Origin of the sequence: Vibrio cincinnatiensis (genome assembly GCF_022113815.1) — a bacterium.
GTDB classification, from domain to species: domain Bacteria; phylum Pseudomonadota; class Gammaproteobacteria; order Enterobacterales; family Vibrionaceae; genus Vibrio; species Vibrio cincinnatiensis_A.
The window spans coordinates 17,747-32,680 of sequence record NZ_SGOM01000002.1 but is presented as its reverse complement, the minus strand read 5'-3'; the positions used below and the strand labels follow the sequence as shown (position 1 = coordinate 32,680).

Annotated in this window: 16 protein-coding genes; 9 read left to right on the top strand and 7 right to left on the bottom strand. The window is 43.2% G+C overall.

Features of this window, described 5'->3' with window-relative positions:
* The first annotated feature begins 16 nt into the window (after window positions 1-16).
* Window positions 17-1,537: a glycerol kinase GlpK gene (gene glpK / locus EXA13_RS03175; protein WP_238131857.1), complete on the top strand. Its 1,521-nt coding sequence runs from the start codon at window positions 17-19 to the stop codon at window positions 1,535-1,537.
* 81 nt (window positions 1,538-1,618) lie between these two features.
* Here glpK and EXA13_RS03170 read toward each other — a convergent pair whose 3' ends face one another.
* Entirely contained in the window at window positions 1,619-1,870 is a 252-nt protein-coding gene (locus EXA13_RS03170; RefSeq protein WP_238131856.1) for a YgjV family protein, read from the bottom strand.
* A 307-nt stretch (window positions 1,871-2,177) separates the two neighbouring features.
* Window positions 2,178-2,498, bottom strand: coding sequence for a DUF496 family protein (locus EXA13_RS03165; RefSeq protein WP_238131855.1), 321 nt, complete (start codon window positions 2,496-2,498; stop codon window positions 2,178-2,180).
* Window positions 2,499-2,709: 211 nt separating this feature from the next.
* Between EXA13_RS03165 and EXA13_RS03160 the strand changes: the two genes are divergently transcribed.
* The 3 genes from EXA13_RS03160 (at window position 2,710) to EXA13_RS03150 (ending at window position 3,981) form a co-directional block, all read left to right on the top strand.
* Complete coding sequence (locus EXA13_RS03160; protein WP_238131854.1) at window positions 2,710-2,907, top strand: hypothetical protein; 198 nt, start codon at window positions 2,710-2,712, stop codon at window positions 2,905-2,907.
* A 79-nt stretch (window positions 2,908-2,986) separates the two neighbouring features.
* Window positions 2,987-3,622, top strand: a complete 636-nt coding sequence (locus EXA13_RS03155; RefSeq protein ID WP_238131853.1) for a YceH family protein — start codon at window positions 2,987-2,989, stop codon at window positions 3,620-3,622.
* Window positions 3,613-3,981 (top strand): GIY-YIG nuclease family protein, encoded by a 369-nt coding sequence (locus EXA13_RS03150; RefSeq protein WP_238131852.1) that lies wholly within the window; start codon window positions 3,613-3,615, stop codon window positions 3,979-3,981. Before EXA13_RS03155 ends, EXA13_RS03150 begins: the two co-directional genes overlap by 10 nt.
* Before the next feature lie 43 nt (window positions 3,982-4,024).
* Here the strand turns inward: EXA13_RS03150 and EXA13_RS03145 are convergent, their stop codons facing one another.
* A complete protein-coding gene (locus EXA13_RS03145; protein WP_238131851.1) occupies window positions 4,025-4,702 on the bottom strand; it encodes a flagellar brake protein in 678 nt (225 codons plus the stop codon).
* A gap of 226 nt (window positions 4,703-4,928) precedes the next feature.
* Window positions 4,929-5,453, bottom strand: a complete 525-nt coding sequence (locus tag EXA13_RS03140; RefSeq protein ID WP_238131850.1) for a hypothetical protein — start codon at window positions 5,451-5,453, stop codon at window positions 4,929-4,931.
* A 218-nt stretch (window positions 5,454-5,671) separates the two neighbouring features.
* Between EXA13_RS03140 and modA the strand changes: the two genes are divergently transcribed.
* The 4 genes from modA to EXA13_RS03120 all read left to right on the top strand — a co-directional run bounded on the left by modA (window position 5,672) and on the right by EXA13_RS03120 (window position 9,627).
* Window positions 5,672-6,445 carry a molybdate ABC transporter substrate-binding protein gene (modA, locus tag EXA13_RS03135; RefSeq protein WP_238131849.1) on the top strand — a complete coding sequence of 258 codons (774 nt, stop codon included), beginning with the start codon at window positions 5,672-5,674 and terminating at the stop codon, window positions 6,443-6,445.
* Window positions 6,426-7,127, top strand: coding sequence for a molybdate ABC transporter permease subunit (gene modB / locus EXA13_RS03130; protein ID WP_238131848.1), 702 nt, complete (start codon window positions 6,426-6,428; stop codon window positions 7,125-7,127). Before modA ends, modB begins: the two co-directional genes overlap by 20 nt.
* A complete protein-coding gene (gene modC / locus EXA13_RS03125; protein ID WP_238131847.1) occupies window positions 7,127-8,236 on the top strand; it encodes a molybdenum ABC transporter ATP-binding protein ModC in 1,110 nt (369 codons plus the stop codon). Before modB ends, modC begins: the two co-directional genes overlap by 1 nt.
* A gap of 128 nt (window positions 8,237-8,364) precedes the next feature.
* Window positions 8,365-9,627, top strand: coding sequence for a MipA/OmpV family protein (locus EXA13_RS03120; protein ID WP_238132175.1), 1,263 nt, complete (start codon window positions 8,365-8,367; stop codon window positions 9,625-9,627).
* A 55-nt stretch (window positions 9,628-9,682) separates the two neighbouring features.
* Here the strand turns inward: EXA13_RS03120 and EXA13_RS03115 are convergent, their stop codons facing one another.
* The 3 genes from EXA13_RS03115 to yccS form a co-directional block, all read right to left on the bottom strand.
* Window positions 9,683-9,976 carry a hypothetical protein gene (locus EXA13_RS03115; protein ID WP_238131846.1) on the bottom strand — a complete coding sequence of 98 codons (294 nt, stop codon included), beginning with the start codon at window positions 9,974-9,976 and terminating at the stop codon, window positions 9,683-9,685.
* A gap of 55 nt (window positions 9,977-10,031) precedes the next feature.
* Window positions 10,032-10,253: a hypothetical protein gene (locus tag EXA13_RS03110; RefSeq protein ID WP_238132201.1), complete on the bottom strand. Its 222-nt coding sequence runs from the start codon at window positions 10,251-10,253 to the stop codon at window positions 10,032-10,034.
* A 289-nt stretch (window positions 10,254-10,542) separates the two neighbouring features.
* Window positions 10,543-12,705, bottom strand: a complete 2,163-nt coding sequence (yccS, locus tag EXA13_RS03105) for a YccS family putative transporter (protein ID WP_269136859.1) — start codon at window positions 12,703-12,705, stop codon at window positions 10,543-10,545.
* A gap of 162 nt (window positions 12,706-12,867) precedes the next feature.
* On the opposite strand from yccS, the gene helD reads away from it, so the two are divergent.
* Complete coding sequence (helD, locus tag EXA13_RS03100; RefSeq protein ID WP_238131844.1) at window positions 12,868-14,934, top strand: DNA helicase IV; 2,067 nt, start codon at window positions 12,868-12,870, stop codon at window positions 14,932-14,934.

Below are 14,934 nucleotides of genomic sequence, written 5' to 3'. Positions count from 1 at the left end.
TAATAAGGAATACACCATGACTGAGCAAAAATATGTCGTTGCATTAGATCAAGGAACCACCAGTTCCCGAGCGGTAGTACTGGATCATAACGCCAATATTGTCAGCGTTTCTCAGCGTGAATTTACACAAATTTATCCTCAAGCGGGTTGGGTCGAACATGATCCGATGGAAATTTATGCAACCCAAACCTCCACCTTAGTGGAAGTGCTTGGTAAATCCGGTATTCGTAGTGATGAGGTTGCTGCGATCGGGATTACGAACCAACGTGAAACAACGATTGTTTGGAATAAAGAAACTGGAAAGCCTGTTTATAATGCGATTGTGTGGCAATGTCGTCGCACGGCTGAGATTTGTGAAGAATTAAAAATGCGTGAGGGCTTAGAGGCCTATGTTCGGGAGAATACGGGGCTGCTTCTCGACCCTTATTTCTCGGGCACCAAAATTAAGTGGATTCTTGATAATGTTCCTGGCGCACGTGAAGAGGCAGAAGCGGGTAAGTTACTGTTTGGAACCGTGGATACTTGGCTGGTGTGGAAAATGACACAAGGCCGCGTTCATGTGACGGATTATACCAATGCTTCTCGTACCATGCTTTTTAATATCAATGAATTACATTGGGATGAGCAAATTTTAAAAGCGTTCGGTATTCCGCTAAGCATGATGCCTGAAGTGAGATCTTCCTCAGAGGTTTATGGGCAAACGAACATCGGGGGGAAAGGTGGCACGCGAATCCCGATTGCAGGGATTGCTGGTGATCAACAAGCCGCTTTGTATGGGCAAATGTGTGTGGAAGCGGGCCAAGCCAAAAATACCTATGGTACAGGCTGTTTCTTATTAATGAATACAGGTCAAGAAAAAGTCACGTCCAAAAATGGTTTGCTCACAACACTGGCTTGTGGTCCGAAAGGTGAGCCTGCCTATGCGTTAGAAGGGGCGGTATTTATGGGTGGAGCATCGATTCAGTGGTTACGAGATGAACTGAAATTGATCTCGGATGCTCATGATTCTGAATACTTTGCAACAAAAGTGGATACCTCGAATGGTGTGTATGTTGTCCCCGCATTTACTGGGCTTGGTGCGCCTTACTGGGATGCTTATGCTCGTGGAACCATTGTGGGTTTAACACGAGGGGTGAATGCTAACCACATCATCCGTGCAACGCTGGAGAGTATTGCTTATCAAACGCGTGATGTATTGGATGCGATGCAGGCCGATTCAGGCATTAAACTGGCCGCACTACGAGTCGATGGAGGCGCAGTAGCGAATAACTTCTTAATGCAATTTCAGTCTGATGTACTTGATACGGAAGTTCACCGTCCTAAAGTGACAGAAGTTACAGCACTGGGAGCGGCATATTTAGCTGGTATCGCGGTAGGGTTCTGGGACGGATTAGAAGAGCTACAAAACAAAGCGGAAATTGATCGTTCCTTTATGCCACATCAGGATGAAGAGAAACGTCAACGCCGCTATCGAGGCTGGAAGCGTGCGGTGAAATGTGCTCAGTCATGGGCCGCGCTGCATTCTGAAGAAGATTGACGGGCAGTCACTCTCTCTTAGCCAATGCCCGACATCTGCCGGGCATTTAGGGGAGAATAAATGAATAAAGATTCAGTCGTTTTAGGCGGCGTTTTGTACGCCGTCATTCTTTTTTGCTTTTTGCATCTTCACTAAAAAGTAGACGTTAACACAGGCGATAAACGCATTGGTTGCAACGACTGGCCAAGCATCAATCATTAACGCATAAGCAACAAATAAACTGCAGCCGATAAAGTTCAGTATTCTTAGTTTTACGATGTCTTTCATGGTGAGGGAAATTGCGACCATAATTGAGGCAGCGTAGCCCATGATTTCAATCATATTCATATCCATTATTGTATCCTCTTGCTGTTGGCCCAAGCCGGGTCAGTCGCGGCACGCTGTTTTTCATCATGAAAATGGACAAAGCCTTACCGAAAATGGCTGGATTAACGTTTCTAATGAAAACTATAACAACGGTTAATCTGTGATGAAACCCTCAAAAAGAGCTTCGGAGAAGGTTAGCGATTACGCAAACGATTAACGCTAATAATAAATTTGTTATTACATTATGTGTTGATATGTTCTGGCCAATCTGTATTCAAAAAGAAAGTCCGCTTATCGCGGACTTTACATAAGTAGCCTTGTTACTAAGCGGGCGTTACTTTTTTCCACCCTGAGTCATCAGCTTATCTTGTTCCGTGAGTTCACGAATACGACGGCTAATTTCACGGCGCTCTTTAGAGATTTCAGCACTTTTAATAATGTGGTCATCAACACGATCTTCATAATCCGATTTCATGTTTTTGACAATCTCAATGATCTCTTCTTGAGTCATGTCTGGTTTGATGTAGTCCACTAAGTTTTCTAGCAGATCAACACGTTTACGGTTATCACGAACTTTCTTTTCGTTATCAAGCAGTTCACGTTTTAGTTTGTTTTTACGACGAGCTAAGCTCACAATTTCAAATACGCTGTTCATAGGTCCCTTTTCCTATCATGAATGCCACTAACAGAGATTAAAGCACATCGTTAAGGCGCATAACAGACCTAAGATCAAACCTCATTGCATCTTGCTGAATAAATCACCAGAATGTGTGGTTTTTGATGACCTTAGATATACACCGCTAGTGTACATCAATAAAAAGGCGCTATATCATGTATTCAACGACGGATGAAACAACTATTTAATTATGTCAGGTTCAAAAATTGTTGTTCCAACATCGAAAGAGAACGATTCCTTTACTGTGCAACAGCAGAAATTCCGCCAAGCCTATTTGTATGAACGGCAAAATCTTGCCTTGCTTGAAATTGAATTAAACCGCTCCAAAGTGGTTATGATTGATGAGCATGGCCGATTTCTTCGTTTGGCTTTTGTGTTAGAGCACTAGGGAGATTAAGGGTGATCACCGAGGTAACTTGGTGTTTTGTGAAATAAACGCTATCTCAGATAACAATAAGGAAACGCAGATGCATAATGAACTTTCCCACTTAGAAGCGAGAGTGATTGGCTGCTTAATTGAAAAAGCGGTCACGACACCTGATCACTACCCACTTACCCTCAACAGTTTAACGACCGCATGTAATCAGAAAAGTAACCGTGAGCCCGTCCTTTCATTGTCAGAAGCTGAAGTGCAAGACACGGTTGAAGGCTTAATTGCTCGTCGTTTAGTCAGTGATGAAAGCAGCTTTAATAGCCGAACTCGTAAATATCAGCATCGTTTTTGTAATACCGAGTTTGGTGACTTAAAACTGGATGAGCAAGAGTTGGCATTAGTGTGCTGTTTATTATTACGAGGCCCTCAAACACCGGGCGAGTTAAGAACACGTACGAATCGCTTGTGCAGTTTTAGTGATGTTAAACAGGCCGAAGCTATTCTAGAAGTTTTAGTGGAACGAGAGTTGGTTGTTAAATTACCACGAGAGCCCGGTAAGCGAGAATCTCGATATCATCACCTGTTTTGTGGAGATGTTGATCTTACCAGTTTTGCCTCCAGTACACCTTCTGAGTCGGCTTCTGCTCAAATTGAAGCATTAGAATTAGAGGTGGCGACTTTGCGTAAAGAGGTGGCAGAGTTACGAGCGCAGCTTGCACAATGTCGATAAGTGAAAGGGAGAATTCTTCCCCTTCGCTCTGGTGGGTGTATTTAATTCGTACTTCAGGAAACGCGCTGTATTGCGGTATTACGACGAATACTCAACGGCGTTTCCAGCAGCATCAAACCGGGCAGGGGGCTAAGGCATTAAGAGGCAAGGGGCCGCTGACTTTGGTGTGGCAATCAGCAGTCGGTCCAGATAAAAGCCAAGCGTTAAAGTTGGAGTATCGTATTAAACGGCTGAGTAAAGATAAGAAAGAGAGCCTCGTTGCAGGAACGAGTGCTCTGTCTGAATTTCCTTGGGGAGTGATAGCATCATCCTATGCGCGGGGTGAGATTAAACCTCATCACAACAGTGATTCGGTTTAATTTTTGATGTTCAATTACCTAGCGGCTATTGGTACTGAGGAATTTACGAGATTCGGTGTTGAGACAAATTCAGAATTTGAGTACGTAAGTCATCCGTCATTTCGATCATCGAAGAAAATTTTATCCCCACGAGGTAGCCTTTATCTTTACGACGAAGGCTGACCACATGGCTGGCTAAATCTTGCGGTAGCCAAGAATCGAGCGCAGATGAGAGTGACACCGCATGGTTCAGTTGTAGCTCATTTTCTCCATCGATAAATACCCCACAGCCAGAGACAGAAAAATCCACCAAAGTTCCTGAGAAGCTTTTTTCAAAGTGATCATTTTGTTCTGTTAATGTCACCGGAAGTGAAATTTTGTATCTTTCATGCTCTCGAATCGCTTTGCTGGCAAAGTGTTTTGGGTAGCGAATGAAAAGCAGATTAAAAGGAGTTGAAATAACCTGATAGATAGAACTTCGAAAAGCAATAATATGCCCAAGTTCTGTATCTGTCATCCCTCTGATCACAATTTGTACATTAGAGAGTTTTCGCATGACTAAACTTTCATACGTTTTAATCGGCATATCTAATAATAAAAATTGTGTTGCTTTAAAACCAACGAGGGTCGTCGAAAAAGTGAGACTATCTTGTGGACCAAATTGAATACTGGCAGAGATTTTCATACCTGGTTGTAGGTAATTACCCAATTTCTCACATGGGATAGATCCCGAGGTTGTCATACTTTATCCTAGCAAATAGAAAAACAGAATGTCGCGCACCCTGATGCTGAGCCATCATCTCTACACAGCAAGGTTCCACAGAAAGAGAATTTTCTCGATCACCATGAAAATTAAGGCGACATAACTGAATAGAATACGCGAGTGCTTAAGCTTTTAAGGATAATATTATAGTACGAGTTCATAAATAACGGACTACCGCATAACGATTTACTTTGTAAGAAAAAGGCTAAAATTGGAACCTTACACCCATGCTGATCTGTGGACCCCATAACCCAGCGTTTCGAGCTTCAGCTGAAATGGTCATTTGTTGGGTGGAGTGAAAACGCAATCCGCCGATAAAAATCGAGTGATCTTCATTTCGACCCACACGAAGATGGCCTTCTATTTGATTGGTTAGCCATACACGAGTACCGATGTTGAGTTCCATCATGACATCATTTTTATTGCCTTCATCATTACTTCCACGGACACTGTGCACTAACATTTGACCATAGATATCAGTGAATGGGTTGATTGGGCCATTAAAGCCAATACCGCCTGCGGCGTCCCAGTCACCTTCAAAGCGAGAATCGATGCGAGCGACCACGTGTGAGTTTTCAGTGAAGTAGGTATTGAATTCAGCCCCCATGGATTCTGGGCTTAAGGCGGTTCTTACTTCAAAAAAATTGTAGTCAAAATTGTTTGCTGAAGCAGGGGTTGGCAGAAGGGTAGCCAAGAGTAAAGTACCGACTAAAGAGGCTCTTTTGAACATTTTGGATTCATCCTAAAAAGAAGAAAGCGTAAAGATACAACAATGCTATGCGAATTTCAGGCCATTTATGCAAATTATTCCATCTTCTTGCAGGGATTGTTGTTAAAATAAGCATAGAAAGAGAGTTTTGTACAATATTTCTCCGCTGTCCAGTCCGAGAATCTATACCAAAAAGCATTTTTATGGGTCAATGAATAAGTATGAATAACGAGTAAACGATGAAAAAACAAATTTATATACTAATTGCCCTGTTGATGAGCCCGATAATTTGGGCGCAAGAAACCATCCATATATATGCGGCCTCATCCATGACGAATGCGGTCAATGATCTCATTGATCTTTATCAACCCCAACATGAAGCGAACGTTGTGGCGGTATTTGGTGGTTCTGCATCGTTAGCTCGACAAATTGAACATGGAGCTCCGGCTGATGTGTTTCTTTGCGCAAATGAAGAGTGGGTACAATATTTGATTGATAACCAGTATGTGCGCAAAGATAAGGTCACTTTACTGGCTGGAAATCAAGTGGTTCTCATTCAGCCGTCTTCGTCTCAGCTAGCGGAGTTTAATGTGGCAGACCCGACACAGTGGCAACAACGATTAATTCAGGCTCGTTTAGCTGTCGGCAACACGGACTCTGTTCCTATTGGAATGTATTCTAAAGAGGTACTGACGAATTTGGGGGCTTGGGATACAGTACGGCCTAAACTGGCACAGACGAATAATGTCCGATTGGCTTTAGCTTTGGTGGAACGAGGAGAGGCTCCGCTGGGAATGGTTTACCAAACGGATGCTATGTCGAGTGATAAAGTCAGTATTGTCACCGTGTTTGATACCACACTTCACAGTACGATTCATTACCCCCTTGCACAGCTTAATGATAAGCCAAGTAGTCTCTCATTTGTCGAGTTCCTCTCTTCACCAGTCGCTAAATCAGTACTAGCTAAGTATGGGTTTAGAACGGATATGAAAAATGAAACATTTGCTCAGTGAGTATGAATGGAGCGCTTTACTACTCAGCTTGAAAGTGGCCGGATATACCATTGTGTGGCTTTTGCCAGTGGGCATTGTGCTGGCTTGGTTGCTGGCTCGCAAAGAGTTTTTTGGAAAAAGCGTATTAGATAGTTTGATACATTTACCTCTTGTCTTACCGCCTGTGGTGATCGGCTATGTGCTGCTCATCAGTATGGGCAGGCGAGGGGTGATTGGCCAGTGGTTAGAGACGTGGCTGGGGGTTTCATTCAGTTTTAGCTGGCGGGGAGCGGTTTTGGCTTGCTTTGTCATAGCCTTACCTTTGATGGTAAGGGCTATCCGTCTGAGTATTGAAAGTGTGGATCCTAAACTAGAGCAAGCGGCTCGGACTTTAGGGGCTTCCCCTATCAAGGTATTTTTTACCATCACCTTACCCTTAATATTACCGGGGCTCATTACTGGAACCATGCTTTCTTTTGCGCGTAGTTTAGGCGAGTTTGGGGCGACCATTAGCTTTGTTTCTAATATCCCAGGAGAAACACAAACTTTGCCTTTAGCCATGTACAACTTTTTAGAAACTCCGGGGGCTGAAATGGAAGCGGCTCGTTTATGCATTATTTCCATCGTGATTGCTTTGTTATCGTTATTTATTTCGGAATGGGTTAATCGACGTATGCAACGCCGTTTAGGGGTTAATGGTTAATGACATCCTTATTTGTTCAAGTTAGCAAGCAACTCGGTGACATGGCGCTGAGTGTTGATCTGCATTTACCGGCTACTGGTATTACGGCAATTTTTGGCCGTTCAGGCTCTGGTAAAACCTCATTGATTAACCTAATTAGTGGTTTGATTACACCTGATAATGGGCAAGTACGGCTTCCTCATCGCGTCTTATTTCATGCGAAAAACAGGGTTAGTTTACCGGTTGAAAAACGAAAAATTGGGTATGTTTTTCAAGATGCTCGGCTGTTTCCTCATTATCGAGTGCGTGGCAACCTTACCTATGGAATGACCGCGAAAGATACGGAATATTTTAATCAAGTTGTACAACTGCTGGCGTTAGAACCGTTATTAGATCGCTATCCACATGCTTTATCGGGCGGCGAAAAACAGCGAGTCTCTATTGGACGTGCTCTATTGACTAAGCCAGATTTATTGTTGATGGATGAGCCACTCGCTTCTCTGGATTTACCACGAAAACGGGAAGTGATGCCTTTTCTTGAACAACTGACTCAGACGGTCAATATACCCGTATTATACGTAACTCATAGTATGAATGAAGTTTTACGCTTGGCCGATCATTTAGTGGTTTTGGAGCATGGGAAAGAGTTGATTTCTGGCCCGATAGAACAAGTGTGGTCCTCTTCTGTTATGCGGCCTTGGCACTCTTTTAGTGAGCAAAGTACGCTTTTGTCTGGCTGCATTGTTCAACACCACGCCGATTATGGCCTGAGTTATATCACCTTAGCGGATAACGTTGGGGTCTGGGTTCAACAAATCGAGGGAGAGTTGGGGGGCTCCATCCGGCTGAAAATTCGGGCTACAGATGTTTCAGTCACATTAGAAAAGCCGCAGAGAACGTCTATTCGTAATATATTGCCTGCTAAAGTGAGCAAAATTGAGCACCTACAGCATGGGGAGAATAGAAAGAGTATCGCTTTACAATTAGCATTAACCCAAGACTGTTTTTTATGGTCAACCATTACGGAATGGGCATTGGAAGATTTACAACTGACGGTTGGTTCTTCTGTCTATGCTCAGATCAAAGGGGTAAGTATCGCGCAGCGCGATATTGCGTTGAGCCATCACTAACCCAATAGTAAGAATTTCAATAACATGTCATTAACTAAACCTATGTGTCTGCCTGTATGAAAAAAGCGTTTCCTCTTGGTGCTGTGATCCCTCACTCGTGTTGGTGGGTCGTTGCCAGTATTCCATTCATGGGAGTGGCTCAGGCTCATACGAATAGTGAGCAAGCATGGGGGATTGCTGCAATGTCTCGTCTTGCATCCATTCCCTTTAACAGCGTGGTCGGAGACTCTCACGTTACCACATTTGTACCCATGATGTATTTTCATAATGAAACCCTTTTTATTGATGGGCTAGAGGGGGGCGTGTACCTTTACAATCCAACTGATTCGGCTTTTAAAATCAGTGCTCTTACTCGCTTACGCTTTGTGGATGTCCCGCAGTCGATACAAAACTCGATTGAAGGTGACTCCGCAGATTTCGGGGTACAAGTTCGCTATCAACATAATGAGATATGGCATGTTGATACGGAAATTATGAGCGATGATCAATTTCGTTTTCACGCGAACCTTCGAGCTACAGCGGAGTATGAAGGGGGAGATTGGGAACTATCACCGAGTGTCACGATTAGATATAAAGAGGCGGATTTCAATAGCACCTATTATTCGTTTTCACCGCTTGGCGGAGAAGCTATCGGGGCGGGGGTGGATTTCAAAGTCGGGATTGATGCCCGCTATCATGTTATCTCAAATTTCTACTTGTTGGGTTCAACAAGTCTGACTCGTTTGGATAACAACGCCTATTCTAGTACAGCGGTGGATGAACGTTACCAAGGTGAAATTTCACTGGGTTTTGGTTTCTTTAATGATAAAACGAAATCGTTAAAACAAGCCTTGGTGAACAAGCGTTATGTGCGTTTGGCTCACGGCTGGGCAACGCCTTCGAATATTGGTGAGATCATAAGTTTTGATGCTGAGCAAGATCCTTACCATGATCAATTAACCTCTGTATTTTACGGTCACCCATTAACCGATGAACTGTTTGGTTTTCCACTGGATCTTTATTTTACTTCTGGCCTTGCTCACCATTGGTCATCAACGGCCCAGTCTGCGAGTACGGAGTGGATCGCGGCAATCAAAGCCTATTACACTTTTGATTGGCCGACCACATGGCGTTTCGGTTTTGCAGAAGGTATGTCTTATATTGATAATATTACCTACATTGAGCAGGTAGAAATGGATGAAAAAGGTTATACCCCGAGCCATTTACTCAACTATCTTGATTTCTCCTTTGATGTGAATGTGGGAGATCTGATTCAGCAACCAGAGTTTAAACATGTTTGGTTCGGGTATTCTTTGCACCATCGTTCGGCGATTTTTGAAAAAGCATCACAGTATGGACGAATTAAAGGCGGCAGTAATTATAATACTGTCTACTTACAGTTTGATTTTTAATTCGTCTAACGGGTTTCTTCGCTCGAGATCTATACGTTATCGAAGATGGATCGCTTTATATGCGAATATCTAGCAGGCTACCGAGCATGGCTTGCTCTCGCTGAATCACACTGCTTCCCACACGGTTGTATTGTTGAGCTTGATCCAGTTTGATTAAGGCATCATGGGTATCGGTTGTGGAAGAGGGTTTGTCAGAGGTTACTGTATTCTCAACATTATTAAAATCGAGAGCGCTGGGCTGTTTTGTATTTTCGGTTTGATGGTGCTGAATATCCAGCGTAGCATCTTCAGCCATTTTTGATGATTGCTGAAGAATGGGATAACCCGAAGAAACGGCTGAAATAGACATCACTTTTCCCTCACTGTTTTAGTAAGCTTATGTCTAGGTGCAGTGAAGTGCAAGTTTAACGAAACAGATGGGAGAGTGTTTCTATCTCTTCTTCTGTGAGTAGTGTTGAGTTGCCTTCCACCAATGAATGAGTGATTTCTCCTTGCAGCATCTTTAGTTGCTGAGGTGTCAATAATTTCACTTGAGATTTTAATCGTTCAAACTGCACTTTATCCATACCGTGTTTATGTATGGATGAGAGCGTCATGGCTGCCAATTGTTCATGTTCAGTCATCATCCTTTACCCTGGTCAACTTAACGTGATTGCTCGGTGGGAATCATTTCCCTTTTCTATTTGAAGCGGCGATTCAGTCGTTCAAATATGTTCCAGACTACGTTATCGGTCATTTGCCTACTACCTGAATGTTGACATCCAAGTCGTTTGGGTATGCTCTTATTTTTCTAAGTATAGAAAATAATCATTCTGATGGGAAAGTTGTCCGATGAATGTTAGAGATTCGTTAAGATAAAAGTGCTGTTACAGAAGAAAAAGGATGCTTCAAAGAATTGAGAAGCATCCGATCAGTTTAGTTAACCCGTACCGCAAATTTGCTGGCAAGTGAATGCAGCTCTGGTAGCATGCGATATATAAGATGCAGTTGTTGCAGCACCATTCTTGCGGAGCTATCGTCTTCCTCTCTCCATTCTGCTAGCCTTTTTTCTAGCCCTGCATCATCAATATTACTGGTATCACATTCATCACAATGGGTAAATAATTGCTGATAAAGCACCTCTAAATGCTGGTGAATGACTCGGTGTGAATCAAGTACCAGTTGATGAACGTGCTCATCATCAATTCTTGTTCGATGGGCACCTAATGCTGATATATAGCTTAATAAGGCGTGGTTCAGCGTTAAAAATCGAAAGCTTTCGTCGGTCGCGGCTCGGTATTTTCCCGGTTCTGCGAGCATGTTGCTTACCGCAGCAGAAAGCGCGGCATCTTGGTTGTGTGCATCACGTCTTGCAATTCTATAGCTGAGGTTGTCCTTTTTACCGATTCGATATTGGCCAATAATTTGTGCCAAATAATGTTTATTGGCTTCAATCGCTTCTGCCATGACCTTATGTAGTCGTTTAGATTGCCAGTCAGGCAGGATTAAAATGACGGCCGCGACCGCTAAAATACAACCGATCAACGTATCCGCTAAGCGAGGTAATACGACGGCGTAGCCTTCCCCTAATTGGTTAAAACAGAAAAGAACCAATAAGGTAATAAAGCCAGTCGCATAGCCATAATTGTTTAGGCGAAAAGCAAAAAACATGACCCCAGAAATAACAATAAAGACCAGTTGGCTTTCTTGTGAAGGGAATAACGTTAATAAGGGAACACCAATCAGTAGTCCGGCGAGTGTCCCTATGACGCGTGAAACGAGCTTTTGCCGTGTTGCTGCGTAGTTTGGCTGACAAACGAAGAGGGTCGTTAACAGTATCCAGTAGCCTCGTTCTAACCCTAATCCTTGCAAAATGGCATACCCTGTTGTAAGCGCAATTGACATTCGAACGGCATGGCGAAAAAGCAATGAGTCGGTGTTGAGGTTGGCTTTTAATCGTAGCCACATAGATTTTAGCGAATGTGCCTCGGTATCATGCAGAACATTATCTTCCGATTTATGGACGTCAGGGTTACTTACGTTGTTAAGCTGCTTCTCAACGGTAGCTAAGTTGTTGAATAAATAGCCTAACTGAGCCAATAAACGCTTCCATTCTGGGCGTTGCTGCTCTTGTAAATAGGTCAATGACAGTAATAATTCATCTAAGGCAAGAATAGAGTCACCGCGGTGTTGGTAAGGAAGTCCCAAACGAATGGATAGTGCAATATCACGGCAGGCTTGAGCTTGAGCTTGCAGCAAATGTTTAAACCGAAAGAGGACATCGGTTCGGCCAAAATGTTCAGCAAGTTCCTGATATCGATAGTGGCTTGAACTTGCACGTTCATGGATATCTTGAGCTAAGAAATACAAACTTAAAAAACGGTCACTTGCGCTATCAACATGTCCGCGTTTGGCCCGAGTCAGTAAGGTGGCTTTACATTGGTTAAGCGCATTTACCGTAGCTGCATTTAAATTGGCTTCAGCAATTCGATAGGGCTGAGGCACTAAGTCCGAGACGGGATAAAAGAGTTGTGATTTAGCATCGAGGTAGTGACCTAGTTGGATGAAAACCGAGGCCAAGTTTTGCTGTACAGGCTGCATTGGCCAAAATGCATACCACAGCATGGATAAACAATAGTACCAAGCACTGCCACTGAGCAGTAAAAGAGGTTGAAACCAGATATTGGTACTTTGGTGAGCTCCCAACATGGTATAGATGGCGATCAACAGTGAACCAAAGGCGATGCTGGCGTAACGAGCTCCCATTGCGCCTAGCATAATAAAACCAAATGTTGAGCTAAAAAGCCCAATCGCAAACAGTAGGGGGGTTTTAAATAAAATCTCAATAGAAAAGGCGGCAATCGCAAAACAGATAAAGGTTAACGTAATGGATTTTAACCGGCCGGTGAAACTGTCATCACGCTCAGCGAGAGCTGCAGCAATCACCCCTAAAATGAGAGGCGTAATCCAAGTATTGAGGTTGTAATGCCAAGTAGGAATGACGACGCCTAACAAAGTGATAAGGATCAGTAGGCAATAATTAATGGTTCTGTTTGCCCAGTAGAGCCGAATTTGATTGAGTCTTTTCACGGTAATCATCAATGCTAGAAAGAAAACGCTGAGTGTAGCAGAAGTTTAAGCTAAGGGTCTGATCGAAAATAAGAAAGCTGCTGATTCTGGAGTAAATATTGACATTAATTTTTCATTGCAATAGTCGTTTAGGTTATGATACCGAACCGTTAAAACCATGGGGTCGTCAACATGCAGCTAAGTGCAAGCAAAACTGCACAATTTTTTATCGCTAATGAATACCATCACGTTGGCTTAGAAGACGAGCGTCTGGTGCTGATCTCATTGCATAGTGAAGAGCGTATTCCTTTTACTGTGTGGAATGGACAAGTAAAAATTCGTCGAGGTTTATTATGGGCAGAACTACAATTCTTTGCTCATCCAGAACAAGTGACGCAACGATCATGGTTGGTACAAGGGTTACCTTGGCCTCAAGCTCGTCAATTTGCGCATAAACTCGTAGCTGCGTATCAGACATGGTTCAATCGTCAATGTGTTGAGTTATCGACACATCTGCCAGCTTGGCAACAGGCATTACATGAACTCGTCCATTTGCCGGCCTTTTTACCACATTCTCGCGTTGAACAGTGGGTTAGCCAAGTATTTAGTGACCTTACTAAAATGGGAATGAGTTTAGAAGAGGCCATTAACCATTTACCCCAAGCCATGGGCTCACTCACGCCTTGGCTATTAGAGACCAATCAAACCTTATTGACTCGTAATCACTATTGGTTAGAAGTTGAACGAAATAACTGGACGGTGCTTTTTTCCCAGTTAGAGTCTTCGCCTTTGAACTTATCTCAACAGCAAGCCGTATTGCTGAACGATGATCATAATTTAGTCTTGGCTGGCGCAGGTTCTGGTAAAACCAGCGTGCTGACGGCTCGAGTGGCTTACTTACTACAAAGCCACCTTGCTCAAGCAGAAGAAATGTTGTTGATTGCTTTTGGTAAAGAAGCCGCCAATGAGATGGCGCAACGCTTAAAAAATACCATTGGTTTAGCCGCAGACCATGTACGAGTCAATACGTTTCATCAGCTAGGCTTGTACATTATTAACCAAGTGGAGGGGCAGGATGTAGCTATCTCTCCGTTGGCTCTAGATGACAAACAAAAGAAAGCTTGGTGTATGGACTGGCTTAAGCGCCACTGGATGACGCCCACAAATTTCAAACGATGGCAAAAACACTTAACCCAATGGCCGATTGCTTATCTTGCGGGAGATGATGAGCTCGGCAGCCACGTAGAAGATCCTAAATTGATTGCTTGGTTGGAAAGGCAGCTTGATCAACTTGCGCAATTAGCGCTTGGTAAGAAAGCGATTCAACAGCAACTTATTGATCATCCTGACTATCCTCGGCTAAATAGTGAACTCGCATTATGCTGGCCATGCTTTCAAGCATGGCAACAGATGCTAAAAGAAAGCCATCAAATTGATTTTAATATCATGATTAGCCGAGCTGCTGAGTATGTACGCAAAGGTAAATTCACGGCGCCGTGGAAATATATCATGGTCGATGAGTATCAAGACATTTCACCACAACGGTTAGAATTAATACAGGCTTTGTGTGAACAAAGACCAGCTTGTCCGAATTTATTTGCGGTAGGCGATGATTGGCAATCCATTTATCAATTTGCTGGGTCAGATGTGAACTTGACCACAGAGTTCTCCGTGCGATTCCCTCATTCAACCCTTCATCATTTAGATACCACCTATCGGTTTAATGATCAGATTGGTGCTGTGGCAAATGCATTTGTACAGAAAAATCCTCAGCAGTTACCGAAAACGCTCAACAGCTTTAAAACTCAAAAGCAGCGAGCAGTACATCTTTGTGCCAGTAATCAGGTTGAAAAAGTATTAGACCAATTAAATCGACAAGCCAATACGACAAAACGTGTTTTATTACTGGGGCGTAATCATTATCATCGACCTGAGCACTTATCAGATTGGCAACAGCGTTATTTATCCCTTAAGCTGGAATTTATGACTTGCCATGCCAGTAAAGGAAAAGAAGCGGATTATGTGATTATTCTGGCCGTGAATGAAGGGCAATTTCCTACGCGAGTGAAAAGCCTTCATCTCGATAGCGCGCTCAGCCAGCCAGAAAAAGCATTCCCTTATGCAGAAGAACGGCGCTTATTTTATGTGGCTATGACCAGAGCGAAAGAGAACGTTTGGGTAACCTACAGTGGCAATGGTTCTTGCTTTGTACAAGAGTTATTAGCCGATGATGACTATCCGGTTATCAAACAAAAGTAA

Excerpts from the sequence above, each read along its gene's own strand:
- modB (WP_238131848.1), top strand. The coding sequence starts at position 6,426 with ATGAAACATTTGCTCAGTGAGTATGAATGGAGCGCTTTACTACTCAGC.
- EXA13_RS03120 (WP_238132175.1), top strand. The coding sequence starts at position 8,365 with ATGGGAGTGGCTCAGGCTCATACGAATAGTGAGCAAGCATGGGGGATT.
- EXA13_RS03160 (WP_238131854.1), top strand. The coding sequence starts at position 2,710 with ATGTCAGGTTCAAAAATTGTTGTTCCAACATCGAAAGAGAACGATTCC.
- EXA13_RS03155 (WP_238131853.1), top strand. The coding sequence starts at position 2,987 with ATGCATAATGAACTTTCCCACTTAGAAGCGAGAGTGATTGGCTGCTTA.
- EXA13_RS03115 (WP_238131846.1), bottom strand. The coding sequence starts at position 9,976 with ATGTCTATTTCAGCCGTTTCTTCGGGTTATCCCATTCTTCAGCAATCA.
- modA (WP_238131849.1), top strand. The coding sequence starts at position 5,672 with ATGAAAAAACAAATTTATATACTAATTGCCCTGTTGATGAGCCCGATA.
- EXA13_RS03170 (WP_238131856.1), bottom strand. The coding sequence starts at position 1,870 with ATGGATATGAATATGATTGAAATCATGGGCTACGCTGCCTCAATTATG.
- helD (WP_238131844.1), top strand. The coding sequence starts at position 12,868 with ATGCAGCTAAGTGCAAGCAAAACTGCACAATTTTTTATCGCTAATGAA.
- modC (WP_238131847.1), top strand. The coding sequence starts at position 7,127 with ATGACATCCTTATTTGTTCAAGTTAGCAAGCAACTCGGTGACATGGCG.
- glpK (WP_238131857.1), top strand. The coding sequence starts at position 17 with ATGACTGAGCAAAAATATGTCGTTGCATTAGATCAAGGAACCACCAGT.
- EXA13_RS03165 (WP_238131855.1), bottom strand. The coding sequence starts at position 2,498 with ATGAACAGCGTATTTGAAATTGTGAGCTTAGCTCGTCGTAAAAACAAA.
- yccS (WP_269136859.1), bottom strand. The coding sequence starts at position 12,705 with ATGATTACCGTGAAAAGACTCAATCAAATTCGGCTCTACTGGGCAAAC.
- EXA13_RS03150 (WP_238131852.1), top strand. The coding sequence starts at position 3,613 with ATGTCGATAAGTGAAAGGGAGAATTCTTCCCCTTCGCTCTGGTGGGTG.
- EXA13_RS03145 (WP_238131851.1), bottom strand. The coding sequence starts at position 4,702 with ATGACAACCTCGGGATCTATCCCATGTGAGAAATTGGGTAATTACCTA.
- EXA13_RS03140 (WP_238131850.1), bottom strand. The coding sequence starts at position 5,453 with ATGTTCAAAAGAGCCTCTTTAGTCGGTACTTTACTCTTGGCTACCCTT.
- EXA13_RS03110 (WP_238132201.1), bottom strand. The coding sequence starts at position 10,253 with ATGATGACTGAACATGAACAATTGGCAGCCATGACGCTCTCATCCATA.